The sequence below is a fragment of the Neotamlana nanhaiensis genome, assembly GCF_000943555.1.
GTDB lineage: Bacteria > Bacteroidota > Bacteroidia > Flavobacteriales > Flavobacteriaceae > Neotamlana > Neotamlana nanhaiensis.
In genome coordinates, this window is the sequence record NZ_JTDV01000010.1 from 159306 (window position 1) to 178378 (window position 19073).

Below are 19073 nucleotides of genomic sequence, written 5' to 3' on the forward strand. Positions count from 1 at the left end.
ACCACGAAGATAAAGGAGAAATCGATTACAGGTTATTTTATTCGACCAACTACGACAAATTTTAACATTTAACAGTAGTTAAAATGCGTTTTTAATCGATTAAGTGTAATTTCGAACAGATTTTGTCTTCAATTAAAAGGATATATTCAAAATTTCGCCACTTATTTTAAGTAGCTCTAATTCAGCAATTTTAGCAGCATATTTCGCTTGATTTCGAGTTAATTCGGCATTAAGTAGATTTATTTGTGCTTGCCTAAATTCTATAGAGTTTAACTGACCGAGTTTAAATTTCTCCTCGGTTCTATCGAAATTATTTTGCGAAGTTTTAATATTGGCTTCTTGTAATTTGAAGATATTAAGTTTGTTTTGGTAATCGTCCCAAGCATTGTTAAAATCGCGCTCTAAGGTTACTAAATATTCTTCTTTTTGAATGTTCTGGGTTTCTAAATTGAGTTTTGCATTTTTAACTCTAGTAATGGTAGTACCACCGTCGAATAAATTCCATGTTAAACTCACACCGCCTGAAACACCCGTACTTGTATTTTGCAAAGCAAAGGCTAATGGACTGTTATTACTGGTTTCATTCCAACCATAACTACCGGTTAAACCAATAATTGGCAAATATGCAGATTTTTCCAATTTTACAATTAAACTGTTTATTTCAATATTTTTATTGATTTGCATCAAACTCGCATTGTACTGTTTTGCTCTATCAAACAAAGTCGCTTTATCAATAAGTTCATTAAAATCAATTGTTGTATCAACATTAAAATCATCTGTTAAACTATTACCTAACACTAAGTTTAAATCGCGCTTAAAGTTTTGTAGCTGTTGTTTTGAATTCATTAAGTTGATGCTGTCGTTATTAACATCAACTTCAGCATTTAAAACACCTAACTTAGTATCTTGACCATAATCGAATTGGTATTGCGCACGCACCAAACGCTCCTTTGAAATCTCTAAAGTTTGCAAAATCGCTTGTGTATTTTCATTAAGCTCGGCAACACTATAGTACACAGTAAACAATTGTAAAACAGTATTTTCGATGGTTTCTCGGGCTTGCAACTCGGTTAATTGTTGTGTTTCTTTTAGCTGTTTATAATTATACTCGCGACCTAAACCATCAAATAAGGTATAATTTAAATTTATTGAAGCGTTATAGTTTCTAGTTTCTGCACCATTAGCTACGCGCGTTTCTCCATTCGCTAATTGCCCTTCAGAGTTTTGTTTATTAATTGATGCTCCAGCATTTCCGGTAACTGTTGGTAAGTAGCCCGAATTTAAAATACTGGTATTATTTTTTGCGACTTCAACTGTGTTATTTGCTATTTTAATACCGTAATTATGCTCTAAAGCTAAACTTACCGCCTGATCTGGCGAAAGGACTTCCTGTGCTACAAGACTTTGCAACCCTAATCCTACGCTAATTAGAAATAGTTTAATCTTCATGGATTTCATTTTGTTCTTTAATCGCGCGTTCTACTTCTTCTCTTGTTACGTCGTTACCTGTTGCTAGCCATTTACTACCCTGTTTTATGCTATTACTAAACGATAAAAATAATGGCAATACTAATAAGGTTAATACCGTTGCATAGGCAATACCAAACGAAATTGAAATAGCCATGGGTTTTAAAAATTGTGCTTGCCTACTTTTTTCTAATAATAACGGTGCTAAACCAGCAATTGTAGTTAACGAGGTTAAGAAAATGGCTCGGAAACGCGATTTTCCTGCTTCCGATAGTGCTTCCTCAAAACGCATACCTTCCTTTAAATTGCTATTAAACTTACCTATTAACACCAACCCATCGTTTACCATAATACCTATTAAAGCTATTATCCCTAACAGAGATAAAATATTTACAGGAAAACCTAAAATGTAGTGCCCCCAAGATACTGCGGTTAAACTAAACGGAATTAACAATAACAGAAGTAATGGCTGCGAATAACTTCTAAATGTAAACGCAATAGTAATGTATATGAGAAGTAAAATGATTGGACCTGCAACACGTAATGAACCGACCAATTTTCCAGCCTCACGATTTTGACCTTCGAACGATGCGTTAATGGTTGGATATTTTGATTGTAACTTCGGAATGAAATTAGATCGGATATCATCTAAAATATCGGTTGCACTGGTACTCGGGTTTTTTAAATCGGCATAAACCTGAATTTCACGCATCCCTTCCAAGTGATTAATAGCCACTTCCCCACGTTCAATGCTATAGTTGGCAATATCTTTTAAAGTAACACGCTCGCCGGTTGGTGTTACAATGCGCATTTCATCTAAATCGTTAATAGAACTTCGGTTATTTCTATCATAACGCACCCAAACTCTAATTTCATCTTGTCCACGCTGAAAACGTTGTGCTTGATTTCCAAAAAATCCTGAACGGACTTGCGCCATAACCGTTCGTAAATCTAATCCTAACAAATAGGCACTTTCCTTAAGTTCTAACCGAATTTCTTTAATGCCCGCAGGATCGTTATCACCTATATCTTTAAGTAACGGATTGGTTTTTAAATAATTTTTGAGTTCATTTTTGGCGGCCTTTAATTCACCAATTGTATTACTTAATAACGACACTGAAACCGGATTACCTCCAAAATTTCCACCAGAACCATAAATTAAACGTTCGGTGCCAATTACTGGCCCAACTAATTCTTCCAACCTATTGGTTACTAAAAACGATTGAATTTCATCGGGGCGTTCTTCACCTGGCAATAAATTAATACGTAATGTCGCACTAGAACTACTACTGAAGGTTACTATGGTATTTTCAAAAAGTTGTTTATCAGTATCTTTTAAATATTTTTCGGTAAGCTCCTTATTAACGATAAACGATTTTTCTTCAATCATAGAAATGATAGAATCTGTAATTTTTTCGTTAGTTCCTGTCGGCATCACCAGTTCTACACTTACCGCATCACTAGCTATACGAGGAAACAAGGTTACGCCAATAACACTTCCGCCAAGGGCGCCAATGGTTAAAATTAACAGTGCTAAAAATATACCAAGAGATAATAATTTAAAATTAAGCACAAAATCTAAAGCTGGGGCATACAATTTATCTCTTAGGTAAGTCATTATTTTATCGCCCACCTTATTAATATTACTCATAACAGAGAAAAACTGCTTTATTTTAGACGGATTTTCATCAACCACAGTTTTCCTTAAGGCTTTTGAATGTGCTAAATGCGCAGGTAAAATTATTAAAGCTTCTACTAACGACACAACTAAAGTGAGTATAACCACAACGGATACCTCGCTAAAAAACTCACCAATTCTACTATCTAAAAAGAAGAATAGCGAAAAGGCTAAAAGCGTTGTTATAATTGCTGAAACTACAGGCGGAATAACTTCCAAAGTACCATCAATAGCTGCTTGAACTGGTTTTTTACCTTTTTCGTAATGCTGATAGATGTTTTCGGCAATTACAATACCATCATCTACCAAAATTCCTATTACAATTATCATCCCGAACAGCGATAACACGTTTATTGTAACATCGAACTGAGAAGCAAAAATAAACATCCCTAAAAACGAAATTGGCAACCCAAAAGCCACCCAAAGTGCTAATCGGGTATTTAAAAACAATGATAAAAAAATAAGCACCAAAAGTACACCTTGCCCCGCATTAGTAAGTAACAACAAGGTTCGCTGTTTTAACGGAATGGAACGATCGCTTACTACATTAATTTTAACATTATCGTATTTTTGATTGTAACCTTCAATGTACTCGTTTACCTTTCCTGCCGACGAAATTAAATCTTCATTATTAGTACTTGTTATGGAAACATTTACTGCTAAATCTTGGTTGAAATAAGTCGCATTTGGTGTTTCTGAAAATCTATCGCGAATTACAGCAACATCTTTTAATCGCACAACTTTACCATCGTTTGATGCTTTTACAATAATATTTGAAAATTCTCTACCGTAATATTGTTTGTTATTGGCTCTAATGAGGTACTCTTCGGCTTCGGTTTTTACATTTCCACCGGTTACTAAAATATTGGCATTATTTACAGCTTGCGCTACTTCGGTAAACGTAATATTGTAAGCTAATAATTGCGTTTCGTTAACGGCGATTTCAATTTCTTCTTCTGGAAAACCAGAGATTTCAATTTGCGAAATACCATCAATAGCACGTAAATCGGTTTCAACTTGTCTTGCCAATTGTTTTAATGTGGCTAACGGAATGTTTTTTCCGCTTAAAGCGAAAGAAATCGTTTCTCTAACCGCTTCTTGTTTCGATACCACAAGTGGTTCCATACCTGTTGGAAAGGAAGGCACGCGATCTACTGCATTTTTAACCTCAAGTAACATGAAGTCTAAACTTTCGCCTTTTTCAATTTCAACTGTAATTGTTCCACTATTTTCTTTGGAAACCGAAGTTACACGATCGACACCTTTTAAACCTTTTAAATTATCTTCAATTTGAAGCACAATACCTTCCTCAATCTCAAGTGGCGCTGCACCAGGATAAGTAATTGCAATATTGATTATTCTAGATTCTGAAAGTGGAAAAAACGACGATTTTAATGATAGCGCTCCAATGATTCCGAAGACAAAAAACGCTAGAATAAACACATTTACCGCAACATGATATCGTATAAAATATTCAATTATTTTTCTCATTATTGGGAAGGTGTTTAACTATTATCGGCAGCCTTAACCTGCATACCTACATAGGCACCTGGAACTGGCTTTTTAAGTATAATAGTGCCGTTTGGTACATTTTTTAAAACCACTTTTGCATCGGAGAAATACACCGGCTTTACATCAACAACATCTAAAATATCGTCTTTTACAATAAAAATTTGATTACTTTCTAAGAGTAAATTTCTATCAATTTCAATGGCATTTGGTTCTTCCTTAGCATCCAAATTGGCTTCCAAATACATGCCTTCTTTAAGGCTATCGTCTTTTACTTCAATATATGCGGTAATGGTTTGCGTGGTTGCATCAATGCTTCCGTTAACACGGGATACCTTTCCTTTAAAAGTTTCGGTATGGTCTAAATTGTTTAACTGTACTGCTTCTCCAACTTCGAGCAAGGTGGCGTAGGTTTTACTAATGGCAACTTCCATTTCGTAAACCGACGGATTAATAAACTCGCCTAGTTTTTGTCCGCTTCTAATTAACGACCCTTCGGTTACCAAAGCTTCGGTTAAAATTCCTGAAAACGGCGCGGTTATATTGTATTTTGAAAGGCGTTGCTCTAAATTTTTAACGTTGTAGTAACTCGATACAATGCCACGACCAGTAATGAAATAGTTTTCCTTATCGGAAGACATCTCGGGAAGTTTGGGTGTTGTTTTACTTAAATCGAAACCGCTTAAATAAGTTTGCCATTTGCTAAACACATCAGGGAAATCTAAACGTAAATCGGGCATTATAGCTGCAATACTATTGTATAAATTACTTTTTGCAGCTTGCACGCTGGCGTAGTATTCTGAAGCATCAATACGAATTAAAGCTTCGCCTCTATTGTATTTTTGCCCGGGCTTAAACAGTTTATTCCCCGATTTGAAAATACCTTGAACTTCGGAATATAGTTCAACGCGTTGCTTTGCCATTAAATTACCATTTGCAGGCACCACAATTTTTACTGTGGTATTCTTAACGGTATCGGTTAGAACAGTTTTTACAACCTTTTCCTGTACAGGTTTGGGCTTGTTTTTACTATCAATAATTTTTTTTGCTCCATAGATTGAAGCAGCAATTAATAAAATACCTAATCCGGCAAGTATTAACTTTCGCATGAGTTGATTGTTTGAGCGTGTGTGGCTACAAAGCTACCGTAATCGCCAAACTATAACTCTTAAAAAAAACTTAAAACTTAGCTTTCTAAATCTTCTATCTCAAATTGAATAGCTTCCCATTTTTCCATATTAGACTGTAAACTGGTTTTTAATTTTTGGTAGTCGTCAAAAAAATTAGGGTTCGATGTAACTTCATCGTAGTTAATTTCAAGCTCTAAATCGATCGCCTTAATTTTACGTTCTAAATCGCTAATTTCTGCTTCAACATTACTTAATTTGTTGTTTAACGATTTTAGCTTTTTCTGCTCTTCGTAGCTTCGGCTTTTCTTTTCTTTAGGTGTATCTTTTACAACTGTACGCTTTTCAACCTCTCGTAAGTTTTCAACATTACGCTGTTCTAAATAAAAATCGATATCGCCTAAATATTCTTTTAGTTTATGATCTTTAAACTCATAAACTTTATTGGTTAAACCTTGAAGAAAATCACGGTCGTGCGATACTAAAATTAAAGTACCTTCAAAACGTTTTAAAGCTTCTTTTAATACGTTTTTAGATTTTATATCGAGATGGTTTGTAGGCTCATCCATGATAAGCACATTAAAAGGTTGCAACATTAATTTTGCTAATGCTAAACGGTTACGTTCGCCACCAGATAGTACTCGCACGTATTTTTCAACCTCTTCACCTCTAAATAAAAACGAACCTAAAATATCGCGTACTTTACTACGATTAGTTTCGTTGGCGGCATCAATCATAATATCTAAAACGGTTTTATTACCATCTAAATATTCGGCTTGGTTTTGGGCGAAATACCCAATTTGCACATTATGACCTAATTTTAAATGGCCGTTATGCTTTAACTCGCCAACCATTATTTTTGCTAAAGTTGATTTTCCTTGCCCGTTTTGCCCAACAAAAGCCGTTTTACTATCGCGTTCTATTAACAAATCAACTTCGCTTAAAACCTTTTTATCACCATAGTTTTTCGAAACTGCTTCGGCTTCTACAACCACTTTTCCAGGTGTTATTGAAACTGGAAAGTTGAGCGTCATTACGCTGTTGTCGTCTTCATCAACCTCAATACGTTCAATTTTATCGAGCTTTTTTATTAACGATTGCGCCATGGTTGCTTTTGATGCTTTTGCACGGAACTTCTCGATTAATTTTTCGGTTTGCTCAATTTGCTTTTGCTGATTTTTTTGCGATGCCAACTGCTGCTCGCGAAGCTCTTTACGCAGCACCAAATATTGCGAATACGGTTTTGGGTAATCGTAAATTTTACCCAACGAAATTTCGATGCTTCGGTTAGTTACATTATCTAAAAACATTTTATCGTGCGATACAATAACTACGGCACCGCTATAATTTCTTAAAAATCCTTCTAACCAAATAATCGATTCAATATCTAAGTGGTTTGTAGGCTCATCGAGAAGTAAAATATCGTTGTTTTGTAGTAGTAATTTTGCCAACTCAATGCGCATACGCCATCCACCGGAAAAAGTATCGGTAAGTTTATTAAAATCTTCACGCTGAAACCCTAACCCTTGTAATATTTTTTCGGTATCGCCTTGATAATTATAACCTCCAGCAATTTCGTATTGGTGTTGTAATTCGTTAATATCAATCATTAACTGGTTATAACCCTCACTTTCGTAATCGGTACGTTCGGCCAATTGCGTGTTAACCTCATCCATTTTCGCTTCGAGGTCTTTTATTTCGGTAAACGCTTCGTACGATTCCTCAAGCACCGTTCTGCCTAAAATAAAATCGATATCTTGTTTTAAAAACCCAATTTGAAGGTCTTTATCGGCTGCAATTTGCCCAGTATCGGGCTCTAACTCTTTCGATAAAATTTTAAGCATGGTAGATTTACCTGCACCATTCTTCCCAATAAGCCCAATGCGGTCGCCATTTCCAAGTTTAAATGTTATGTCTTCAAAAAGGTATTCGCCTTGAAAAGAAATTGATAAATTATGAATGTTCATCATAGAAATGTAACTTTTATTACAGTGGGTTTACTATTAAAAAAGTAACTTTGCGCTACTAATTTTTGATAGCAAAAATACATAAATATTATGTTTAACAAAGGCTCTAAACTATATAGCATTTTTACAGGAAGTTGTCCTAAATGCCACCACGAATCGATGTATAAAAATAAGAACCCTTATAATTTAGGTGAAGCGTTACAGATGCACGACCATTGCTCGAATTGCAAAACCAAATATAAAATTGAACCCTCATTTTTTTACGGTTCGATGTATGTAAGTTATGGGGTTGGTATTGCCTTTGCTGTTGCAGCTTTTATTATTTCCTTTTTTGTGTTTAAAGCTAGTTTAATGGGCGTTTTTATTGCTATTGTTGCAACTTTAATTGTTTTTATGCCTATTATTTTAAGGCTCTCGCGAAATATTTGGATAAACATTTTTATGCATTACGATAAAAATTTGGCTAAAAAATAATTTGGAGATTACCCCAACAAATTGGGGTCGGGCTATCCACTATATCTTTTTCTCATACTTCAAAAAAGGATGCCGTTACTATCCCTAATCCGCTTCAGTAAACCTAGCAATATTTATTTCGGTATTTAAAGCTTCTTGGTTTTCAATAAAATTATAAAGTTGTTTAGCGGCATAAGGCCCAATCATAACGCCACGTGTACCTAAACCATTTAAAACATGAAGGTTTTTATGCTTATGGTGTGTACCAACCAACGGGCGTCTATCGATAACTGTTGGTCGCATTCCCGCTACTTGATTAACCACTTTGTACTCGCAATTAATTAGTTTCTTTAACTTTTCGGTTAATTCTAACTTTGCTTTTTCTGTGGTGCTATACGAGGTATCTTTCCACTCGTAAGTGGCGCCAACCGTATACAAATGATCTCCTAACGGAATTAAAAACACGCCAGATTTTAATACAAAATCGATATTAATTTTAGGAGCATAAATGGTAACTAGTTCGCCTTTTGTACCAACTAGTGGTAAATAATTAAAAAACGGATTGCTTTTTAAGCCATACCCTTCTGCAAACACAATATGATTTGCAGTAATTTGCTTATAATTAATTTTGCTGTCTATAAATTGAATAGCTTCATAATTAAATGCTTCTTCAAAAAACAAATCTTCTTTAAACAAATCTTCTTTATAAGCATCAATCAAGGTTTTAACATCTACTTTTCCCGAATGCAACACTTCGCCAAAGCCAAAAGGCGCTTTTATGGTTTCATTTGTATTTTTTACCAATTTAGTTGATAAAAACGGAGCTAGCAAAGGCTTGTCGGAAGCTGTAAACCAATCGTTTTGCTCTTCGGTTGATGCAAATTTGCGATAAACAGGCAATTTGTAATCTAACTTTATTTGTAATCGCTTTTCAATTTTGGCGTACATTGGCAATGCTAAATCCAGTTGTTCCTTGCTTTTCCAAACCGAGGTAAACCGTCGTAATACTACGGGATTATACAATCCGCCAGCCACCACCGACGATTTTTGCGAAGCATCATCAAAAACAACAAAAGTTTTATTATTGGCTTTAAGTTGTTCGCAAAAACTAACACCTGCAATGCCTGACCCGACAATTATATAATCTACCTGTTTCACCTTGCGAATATATGCAGAAAATGTTTCTTATTTTATGTGACTATTTAAAATAAAAACGCCCACTAAAAAGCGGGCGTTTGTTTTATAAAGCTAATTTAAAATTAGTATGTCCACATATCTAATTCAAAATCTCTTATTTTATCTTTAATTCTTTCAGACTCTAGCAATTGCATTAAAGCATCTTCTGCAACATACTCGTTAATTGCACGATCTCCTTGGACATTTTGTTCTCTATAAATATATCCGTGGAAACGTCTTGCATTTAAAATATGATCGAAAGAAAATGGCATCGAACTATTTTCGTTATTAAATGCTTTAGCTCTGTGTAATACATCTCTAGCCGAAGGATAAAATACCCAAAACAAAGGAATTGGCTTTTTGTTTATTTCATCATCCGAGTTTTTAAATCGAGCTTCTGGTGCCGCAGGTGCGATAGCTAATATTCTGTATTTCATTTCTGCTTGACGCTTATCGAAATACCAGAATCCTTTAATCATATACTCCTGAATATCGGCAGCTGTAATAGTTTCAACTATTTTATACATCTCAGGTAAAATAGAAGGATCTTGTTCGTAATCCTCCATTGAATATCCCATATCATTTAAATAATTGGTACCTTCTTCAGTAACCGATGAGAAGTTTAAAACATCATCAATCTGACTCATAGAACGCTCTTCTTTAAAGTAAGAATCAGCATAAACAGTAGCTATGTCACCGTTTTGTATCGCCTCAATTAATACTGTAAATAAAGACTTTCTATCGGCGGTCATATTATTCTCATCAATAGGATATAACAGCGGAAAATTTGCTCTTTGATTTAAATCGACTCTTTCCCATACCATTTTTCCAAATAATATGTCACGATCTCCAACATAACCATATTCTAAAGGCTTGTCGTTATCTAAAGAAATTTGTTCTTCTGTTTTAAGACCAATTTCGTCTGGCGATTTAGCATTAAGTAAGTTAAACTGTGCAAAAGTAGAAGACACAGTTATTACTGTTATTAGTATGCTAAAATTTATCTTCTTTAAATTCATATTATTTTTAAATTTTATTACTGAAAAAATGGTATTAAATATAAATTAATTGGTTAATTCAACTGCAACTGATGATACCGGAGGTAAAATATAAGTTGAGTTACCTTTAATTCTTGCTTTAATATCAAGGATTTGAACTACATCACCACGCTTTGCCTTTTTAAGAGCAGATTTTGCAGCATCATTAAATTTTTGACCTGTTACAGTAACCGTTGGCTGTCCTGGTACTTTTACACTAAAAGACTTTACTTCTATTGGCAAATCGAAATCGAAATCTTCTAATAAAGCACCAACAACTCCTATTTCCACGTTACGTCTTGGTAATTTTAAACTACCTGTATTACCTGGCTTACCAATTAAAGTTCCTGTTGGCTTAGGAATGTTTTTAATTCTAAACGTAGCATTATCACTTACTTTAGAGCCATCAGGTAAAACACCGCTTACGTTTATAGTTACTTCACGACCTTTTACTTTGGTAACATCCATTATGTATTTACCATTTCCTGCTGATGATAAACCTGGTGCATTCACAGATACTTTATTTGACGGTACTCCAGCAAAAGATATAGTCATTGGGTTTTTAACACCACGGTAAACTACATTCATTTTATCTGCAGAAATAGTTGCTGCGTTTGGCTTAGCTACAGTAGCGAATGATGAATTGACAGGAACTTCAATTTCCTCTCCACCTTCGCCAAAAATAAGTTTCCCTTCAATTTTGTGTTCTCCAACACTACCTGTACCTATTTTTAATTTTACTTTACCATCTTCTATATCATATTGATTTTTGCTTAATGCTCTGCCGTCTAAAGTTAATTCAACTCTGTTTGGTTTTGTAGATGCATCTTTACGACCTAATACAATTTGCCCGTCGAACTGCTCACCGTTAAAGTAAGCTGATTTAGACGTTTCCATTAAAGTAGTATAGTTTGTCATAGACACCTCACTTGCTAATGTACCTTGTAACATACCAGATAACACTTCGCTTTCTGTAGTTTTAATATCGGCCTGTAACTGCGTCATTTTAGTTAATGATGCTACAAGTGGAAAACCTTTATAGTGATAGTCTAACCAATCGATTTTAATATTATCTCTGTTAGTAACTTGATCTGTGTTAAATTTCTTTTCCACATCTTTAATAACAGATTCCATACCTGGTTGGGTTTTTAAAACCTCAACAACTCCTTCTCTAAAGCCATTAATGTGATTTAAAAATGCTGTACCTTCTTCGGTAAGTTTATCGCCTTTAAATAAATGTTGATCTAAATAATCACCTTTATCCATTACTTCGTAATCGGTTGGATTATCAACAGTAGCTACCATCTTGCTTTTTAAATCTGCAAGAAAACCATCAAATTCGTGTGCAAGCTTATCAATTTGATCTGCTTTAGCCTTTAAAGGTAAATATTTATCTGGTTGTTCTGAAGCCTTTTGCTCTAAACTAGCAACAAAGTTTGCATTTCTGGCTTCGGTTGCTTCGTTAGACTCTACTAGCTTTTCGTTCATTAATCCGAAAGCTGAAAGTACTTCTTTTGACATATTTAATGCTAACATTGCAATGAAGATTAAATACATCAAGTTAATCATTTTCTGTCTTGGGGTTAAATTTCCTCCTGCCATTTTAAATTAGGTTTTTTGGTTAATTAATTGAGTGATTTGGGATTAAAAATTAACGTTCCTAATTAACTTTTGTTCATAGCAGAAAGCATACCACCATATACACCATTTAATGATGATAAGTTTGATGCTAAAGATTGCATTTGCTCTTTTACTTTAGCAGCGTTTTCAACAGACTCCTCGTTAATAGCAGCTTGTTTGTTAATGCTTTCTAATTGTACTTTGTAAAGGCTATTTAAAGATTCCATTTGCGCAGCGGCTAACGATAATTCTTCACCATATTTTTTAGTAGCTGCAACAGAATCAACAGTAGATCCCATGTTTCTAGCTGCTCCTTCAAAGTTTTTAATACTGTCTCCAAGGCTAGCGATTAATTCACCATCAATTTTAGCCTCTTTTAATAAATCGTCAAGTTTTTTAGATAAAACACCTTCAGCATCAGCGCTTTCTCTTTCAGTTTTTTCGCCACCAGCTAATTCTGGGTAAACTAAAGACCAATCTAACTCATCATCTACAGGTTCGAATGCCGATAGGGCGAAAATAATTGCCTCCGATACCAGACCAATTGTTAACAGTACGTTACCTGTTAAAGGACCAAACTCAATGTGAGTAATTTTGAATAATGCTCCTAGGATTACAACTGCTGCTCCTAATCCGTAAGCCATATTCATGAACTTTTTGCTTGCTTTTGACTTTGCCATAATTTTCGATTTTTAATGTAAGTAGGTTAATACTTAGTAGGTTAATAGTTATTATAAAATAGTATTGATTAAAAAATTTTTGATTGTTAAACCGTTACTGTGTTACGTTTGTCCCCATATAATCTTGAACGGTTCTAAAGCCAATGTAGCTTCTTGCTGAGTCTTGATATTCGTAGTCGCGTGAGCTAACTTGTAAAAAGTACGCTACATCTTTCCACGAACCACCTCTAACAATTTTACGTCTGTTATTTTTATCGTTAACACTTGGGTTAATTGTAGACGTGTATTGGTATGCTGAGGCATCGTAGGATGCGTTTATCCATTCTGATACATTACCTGCCATATTATATAAATTATAATCGTTAGGCTCGTAAGATTTTGCTTCGACTGTATATAATGCTTGATCTGCGGCATAATCTCCTCTTACAGGTTTGAAGTTTGCCATAAAACAACCTCTATCGCTTTTTGTATAAGGACCACCCCAAGGGTAGGTTGCAGCTTGCAGTCCACCACGTGCAGCATATTCCCACTCTGCTTCCGATGGTAATCTAAATGAATTTACAAAAGCAGCTCCTTTTCTTGATTTTTGGTATGCGTTCTTGTTAATAGTACGCCACTCACAAAAGGCTTTTGCTTGCATCCAAGTTACACCAACTACTGGATATTCACCATAGGCATCGTGCCAGAAATAATCGTTGTGCATTGGTTCGTTATACGAGTATGCAAAATCTCTAATCCAAACTGTAGTATCTGGATAAATTTCAATTTCTTCTTTTTTAATGGCTTCTTTACGCTTAATGCCACGTTTTCTAGCAGCTTCTTGAATATCCATATAACTGTATTGAAACTTAAACTTTTTAACATCCCAAGTACGTTGCCCGTTGTATGATTCTTCTAAAGGCAAATACATCGTATCCATGATCTCTGCATAATATTCGTCTGGATAGTCTGAAGTATCGAAAATTAAATCGACATCACGGTTTATTTTTCTACCTTCAAAACCAGTTGGCCCTAAACCGGTATAGTTTTCGAACATATATTTTTCGTAAACCGACATGTTTGCGGTATCTGCATCTTTAAATGCAAACTCACCAATACCACCATCTTCTGGCAATTTACCAACCTCGTCGGCAAGTACAGCTAGTTTATATCTAAGAATTGAATCTCTTACCCAGTTAACAAATTGGCGGTATTCGCTATTTGTTATTTCTGTTGCGTCCATATAAAAGGCTCTAACAGTTACTGTTTTTGAAGGGGCATCATGAACACCAGCAAGATCGTCGTCTGCTTTACCCATAATAAATGCGCCTCCAGGAATAAGTTCCATGCCATATGGCTTTTCTGGATGCCATTTTTTTCCTTTAACACCTACTAGCTCGCCTCTATCGTTAGAGCCACAACTTGCTAGCATTGCTATTACTGCAGTTAATAAAATAAACTTCTTCATATCCATAGAAAACTCGAGGTTAATTATTTTAGCTTCTTATTTGAGAGCGTAAACATATTTATATATTTTTTAAAAAACAACTTTTTATCTAAAAAATTTACATTTCATCGTATAAAATTTACATTTTACCGATGAAAAGAGCGTTTGAGCTAATTTATACCTTACACACTATTCTTTTGTATTGCCTTATACCAACGGTCTGGTACTTTGTTATTACAGGCATCGACGTAATCTTGATGCATGCATGGTAATAACGTGTGTCTTTTTAATTTATTATTAACATTCGACAAAAAAGGAATTTCAATCCACCATCGTCCTGTTTTATTACTCTTATAAAACACCAACTCCTCTGATTCTGTTAAAGTTATAAATTTTTGAAAATTATTTTCATTTGAAAAATCATCGTCGTTTACACGATAATTTACCCCTTCAACAAAGTACCAAATCATTTGTGCTATTAGCATTGCAGTTACTTCGTCGTTTTTTGAAGATTTATATTCGTAAATACCAAAAGAACTTACCTTATTACTTATACCTGCGTAACGCGTTATGGCACATATTTCTTTTCCATCGAAACCGTTTGGTGAATATTTTTGTTTTAAACTGACGTCTGAACTTTTAATAGAAGACATATCGACCGAAACAATATTTGCATCGCGCATTACTGGTTCGGCTAGTGTTATATTATTTGAAATTTCACCTAAGCGGTAATATTCGAAATACAAGCTCTCCATTAAATCTATTTCTTCCTGCGGATTAAAATAAGTTTGGTAGCCTACTGTGGCGTAATTAAATAAATTATAAGGTTTGTCTAAAATTATTTTCCCAACAAAACTGTTATTTTTTATGGGTTTACTGGAATCGCCTAAATTAAACTTCCCATCTACATTCACAATATTAACCATTGGCACCAAATTATCGTAAGCTCGATAGTTGGCATAGGTTAAATCTTGCGAACCTCCTAAAATTACAGGAATAATATCCGCTTTTATTAAGCTAATTATAGATTCTTTTAAAGCGAAGTAAGTATCGTTTACAGTTTCTCCTTTGTGAATATCTCCCAAATCGGCGATTGAAACATGCCAACCACCAGGAAATAAGCCATAAAATGCTTTACGAATTTCGTTTAACTGAAAAGTTTCTCCAATATAGTTAACATCATTACGATTTTCTAAAACACCTATTATGGCAATTTTTACACCTTGTAAATCTGGTATACCATTTTGCTCGGAGTGAATTTTTATTTTTTTGCCTAAAGCTTGCAGCGAAAGTAACTCGTTATGAGCTAACACAGTATCTGGCACTGGTGATAAAAAACTAAAATCCATTAAAAATAAGAGTGGTTATTTTACATATTGATTAACACAAATATTAAAAGAATAAATGGATTTTCTTATAGCTTTTTGAAAAAATCACAAGAATACTACACAACAAAACACAAATAGCTTAGCAAACAGTTTATTTACTTCTTTTTTGTTGCTTTTTTTCTTGTTTTCTTTTTTGGCGCATTGGCTTCTATAAGGGCTTTTGCTTCTTCTAAAGTCATGTCGCTAACATCAACTGTTTTGGCTAATTCTACCTTAACTTTACCTTGAATTACATTATGCCTACCCCAACGCGCTTTTTCAACTCGAATAGCACCATCTTCCCAAGAATGAATAAGTTTGTCTTTTTCCTTTTGAATCTTATCTTCAATAAGTGCAACAATATCATCATCGGATAAGTTATCCCAATCGTATTTCTTATTTACATTGATAAACATATTGTTCCATTTAATGTATGGTCCAAAACGTCCTTTACCTTTTTGTACTGGCAAATCTTGATAATGGTAAATTGGCGCATCTGCTTTTTGTTTTTCTTTAATTAAAACAATAGCATCATCGAGCTCCACACTTAACGGATCGGTTCCTTTTGGCAACGACACGTAGGCCTTTCCAAATTTAACATATGGCCCAAAACGCCCATTATTAACCTCAACCGTTTCGCCTTCGTATTCACCTAAAGTTTTTGGAAGCTGGAATAAATCCATAGCCTCTTCGTAAGTAATCGTATTTAACTGTTGGTCTGGACTTAAACTTGCGAATTGCGGCTTTTCTTCATCGTCCACTGTTCCAATTTGAACCATTGGCCCAAACTTACCTAAACGCACACTTACTTGTTTTCCGGTTTTAGGATCGGTACCTAAAATACGTTCTCCAGATTCTCTATCGGCATTTTCTTTAACATCTTCAACCACTGGATGAAAATTCTTGTAGAAGGTTTTCATCATTTTTTGCCAATCTTCTTTACCTTCAGCAATATCATCAAAATCTTCTTCTACTTTTGCCGTAAAGTTATAATCGAGAATGGCATCGAAATGATTTACAAGAAAATCGGTTACAATCATACCAATATCAGTAGGCACTAATTTTCCTTTATCCGACCCTACTTTTTCTGTAAGCGTTACATCTTTTATTTTACCTTCTTGAAGCGTTAATTGCGAATAGTTACGCTCTACCCCATCAACTGTTCCTTTTTCAATATAATTTCTATTTTGAATGGTAGAAATAGTTGGTGCGTAGGTAGACGGACGTCCAATTCCTAACTCTTCCAACTTCTTAACCAAAGAAGCTTCAGTATAACGTGCTGGCGGACGCGTATAACGTTCGGTTGCTGTTATGTAGCTATTTAACAAGGTTTCGTTAACCTTCATAGCTGGCAACATGCCATCTTGTTCTACATCTTCATCATCGGTACCTTCTAAATATACTTTTAAAAATCCATCAAAAGTAATGACCTCTCCGTTTGCCGTAAAGGTTTCATTATGCGTATTGGCTTCAATTTTAACGTTGGTTCGCTCTAAATTAGCTTCGCTCATTTGCGACGCAATGGCGCGTTTCCATATTAAATCGTATAATCTTGCCTGATCCCTATCTATATTTACGCTATGTGTTGCAAAGTTTGTAGGACGAATAGCTTCGTGAGCTTCTTGTGCGCCTTTGGCTTTACCAACATAGTTTCTAGGGTTGCTGTATTCATCTCCATAAGCCTTTTTAATTTCGGCTTCGGCACCTTTTCGTGCTTCGTCCGACAGGTTTACACTATCGGTTCTCATGTAAGTAATTAATCCCGCTTCGTACAGGCGTTGTGCCATCGTCATGGTTTTACTTACCGAAAAATATAATTTACGAGACGCTTCCTGCTGTAAAGTTGATGTTGTAAACGGAGCTGCTGGCGATTTTTTAGCAGGCTTTTTAGTTAAATCGGCTACTTTAAAGTTGGCCGTTGCATTTTTTTCAAGAAATGCTTGCGCTTCTGCTTTAGTTGAAAAATTCTTAGGAAGTTTTGCCTTAAAGGTTTGCCCATCTTCATTTGAAAATTCGGCATCAATTCTATAAGAAGCTACAGGCTCGAAACCAGCAATTTCACGTTCTTTTTCAACAATTAAACGTACCGAAACCGACTGTACACGACCAGCAGATAAACCACCTTTTACTTTACGCCAGAGTACAGGAGAAAGCTCGTACCCCACAATTCTATCTAAAACACGACGCGCTTGTTGCGCATCAACCAAATCGTAATCTATACCTCTTGGGTTTTCAATAGCTTTTAATATGGCAGATTTAGTAATTTCATGAAACACAATGCGCTTGGTTCTTTCCTTATCTAGCTTTAATGTTTCGGCTAAATGCCACGCAATAGCTTCTCCCTCGCGATCCTCATCACTTGCTAACCAAACCATTTCGGCTTTTTTAGCAAGGTCTTTAAGTTTTTTAACAACCGCTTTTTTATCTTTTGATACTTCGTATTTGGGATTAAAATCACCATCAACATCTACCCCTAACTCTTTACTTGGTAAATCGGCAATGTGCCCAAAACTAGATTCTACTTTAAAATCTTTACCAAGGAATTTTTCAATGGTTTTTGCTTTTGCTGGTGACTCAACTATCACTAAATTCTTCGCCATACTTCCTGTTTTATGGTACAAATTTATACTAAAAAAAATTTAACATCCTAATTTTATAAGCATTCATTAGCCATTTTAAACTAAAAAAGCCTGTATTTAACAACTTAAACACAGGCTGTTAATTTTTTTATAAATTATTTATTCTGAAATTGTTCCTATTTCATCAATAGCGCTTTTTTCATTAAACCCAACCACTTCCTTATAAATTAAATACACGGGGTGAAACAAAAAAGATTGCACAAAAATCCCTCCAAAACCACAGGTTACTAGAGTAGCCAAGGTAATACCAATGTAAGTCACAATAAGCAAACCTAATGTGATACCCCATTTTTTGTTTCCTATTTTAAATGAAAGTGACAAAATTTGTCCAACCGATAACTCTTCGTTAAAGGCAAAAATTGCAAAAATAAAGGCCAATGGCACTGCAAAATAAAATAACGGCAAATAACACATTAATGCCGAAGGTATCGCAATAAGTATAGCAATAAGCATTAACACAAAAATTTTACCCAAATACTTTCCTTTTACGAAATAGAAAAAATCTTGAGTTACTACCGATTCGTTGTAATCTATCTTTTTCATTATTCTATAAAAGGCAGCATTTAATGCCGTAGTAACTACTCCTAAAATAACAACTCCAACAATAACAACAGCAATATACAATACCGACATACTATTAAAAAAATTATCCATCGCTTCTGGATCGGCATAACCGTTTCGTTGCTGTTCAATAATCATATTAATAAAAGGCATATAGAAAATAAGAATTAAAGGCAACATTACAACCAATGTAAACAGCTGCAGCAACAACCCTTGTACCCAAGTTTTTTTAAATAGCTCTATTGATTTATTAAAAATATCGCCAAAATCTAGCATTCTAGCTTGTTCTATGCGTTTTGCAACATCATTTTCGGTATTCATAAATTAATTTGATAGTTTTATTTTCTCTAAAAGTAGTCGTTTTTT

13 protein-coding genes are annotated in these 19073 nt (G+C 34.7%); 1 reads left to right on the forward strand and 12 read right to left on the reverse strand.

The features are described from left to right. Positions 1–132 precede the first annotated feature (132 nt). From PK35_RS11285 to PK35_RS11300, 4 genes are all read right to left on the reverse strand, one after another. On the reverse strand, positions 133–1449 hold the full coding sequence (locus tag PK35_RS11285) for a TolC family protein (protein WP_117624674.1): 1317 nt from the start codon (positions 1447–1449) through the stop codon (positions 133–135). Next, on the reverse strand, positions 1439–4636 hold the full coding sequence (locus tag PK35_RS11290; protein WP_044626828.1) for an efflux RND transporter permease subunit: 3198 nt from the start codon (positions 4634–4636) through the stop codon (positions 1439–1441). Before PK35_RS11290 ends, PK35_RS11285 begins: the two co-directional genes overlap by 11 nt. A 14-nt stretch (positions 4637–4650) precedes the next feature. After that, positions 4651–5763 carry an efflux RND transporter periplasmic adaptor subunit gene (locus PK35_RS11295; RefSeq protein WP_044626829.1) on the reverse strand — a complete coding sequence of 371 codons (1113 nt, stop codon included), beginning with the start codon at positions 5761–5763 and terminating at the stop codon, positions 4651–4653. 77 nt (positions 5764–5840) lie between these two features. Continuing rightward, positions 5841–7751, reverse strand: a complete 1911-nt coding sequence (locus PK35_RS11300; RefSeq protein ID WP_044626830.1) for an ABC-F family ATP-binding cassette domain-containing protein — start codon at positions 7749–7751, stop codon at positions 5841–5843. 87 nt (positions 7752–7838) lie between these two features. On the opposite strand from PK35_RS11300, the gene PK35_RS11305 reads away from it, so the two are divergent. Further along, entirely contained in the window at positions 7839–8222 is a 384-nt protein-coding gene (locus tag PK35_RS11305) for a DUF983 domain-containing protein (RefSeq protein WP_044626831.1), read from the forward strand. Positions 8223–8306: 84 nt separating this feature from the next. Here PK35_RS11305 and PK35_RS11310 read toward each other — a convergent pair whose 3' ends face one another. The 8 genes from PK35_RS11310 to PK35_RS11345 form a co-directional block, all read right to left on the reverse strand. Beyond that, the gene (locus tag PK35_RS11310) at positions 8307–9359 is read right to left on the reverse strand and encodes an NAD(P)/FAD-dependent oxidoreductase (RefSeq protein WP_044626832.1); all 1053 of its coding nucleotides are present in this window, start codon (positions 9357–9359) and stop codon (positions 8307–8309) included. Between the two features lie 101 nt (positions 9360–9460). After that, a complete protein-coding gene (gene porN / locus PK35_RS11315; RefSeq protein ID WP_044626833.1) occupies positions 9461–10396 on the reverse strand; it encodes a type IX secretion system ring subunit PorN/GldN in 936 nt (311 codons plus the stop codon). 45 nt (positions 10397–10441) lie between these two features. Beyond that, positions 10442–12016 carry a type IX secretion system motor protein PorM/GldM gene (gene porM, locus PK35_RS11320; RefSeq protein WP_044626834.1) on the reverse strand — a complete coding sequence of 525 codons (1575 nt, stop codon included), beginning with the start codon at positions 12014–12016 and terminating at the stop codon, positions 10442–10444. A gap of 62 nt (positions 12017–12078) precedes the next feature. Continuing rightward, complete coding sequence (porL, locus tag PK35_RS11325; RefSeq protein WP_044626835.1) at positions 12079–12714, reverse strand: type IX secretion system motor protein PorL/GldL; 636 nt, start codon at positions 12712–12714, stop codon at positions 12079–12081. Positions 12715–12808: 94 nt separating this feature from the next. After that, positions 12809–14161, reverse strand: a complete 1353-nt coding sequence (gene porK, locus PK35_RS11330; protein ID WP_044626836.1) for a T9SS ring complex lipoprotein PorK/GldK — start codon at positions 14159–14161, stop codon at positions 12809–12811. Positions 14162–14322: 161 nt separating this feature from the next. Continuing rightward, entirely contained in the window at positions 14323–15489 is a 1167-nt protein-coding gene (locus PK35_RS11335) for a formimidoylglutamase (protein WP_044626837.1), read from the reverse strand. Between the two features lie 134 nt (positions 15490–15623). Next, a complete protein-coding gene (topA, locus tag PK35_RS11340) occupies positions 15624–18107 on the reverse strand; it encodes a type I DNA topoisomerase (protein WP_044626838.1) in 2484 nt (827 codons plus the stop codon). Between the two features lie 138 nt (positions 18108–18245). Next, positions 18246–19028 (reverse strand): hypothetical protein, encoded by a 783-nt coding sequence (locus tag PK35_RS11345; protein WP_044626839.1) that lies wholly within the window; start codon positions 19026–19028, stop codon positions 18246–18248. Between the last annotated feature and the right edge of the window lie 45 nt (positions 19029–19073).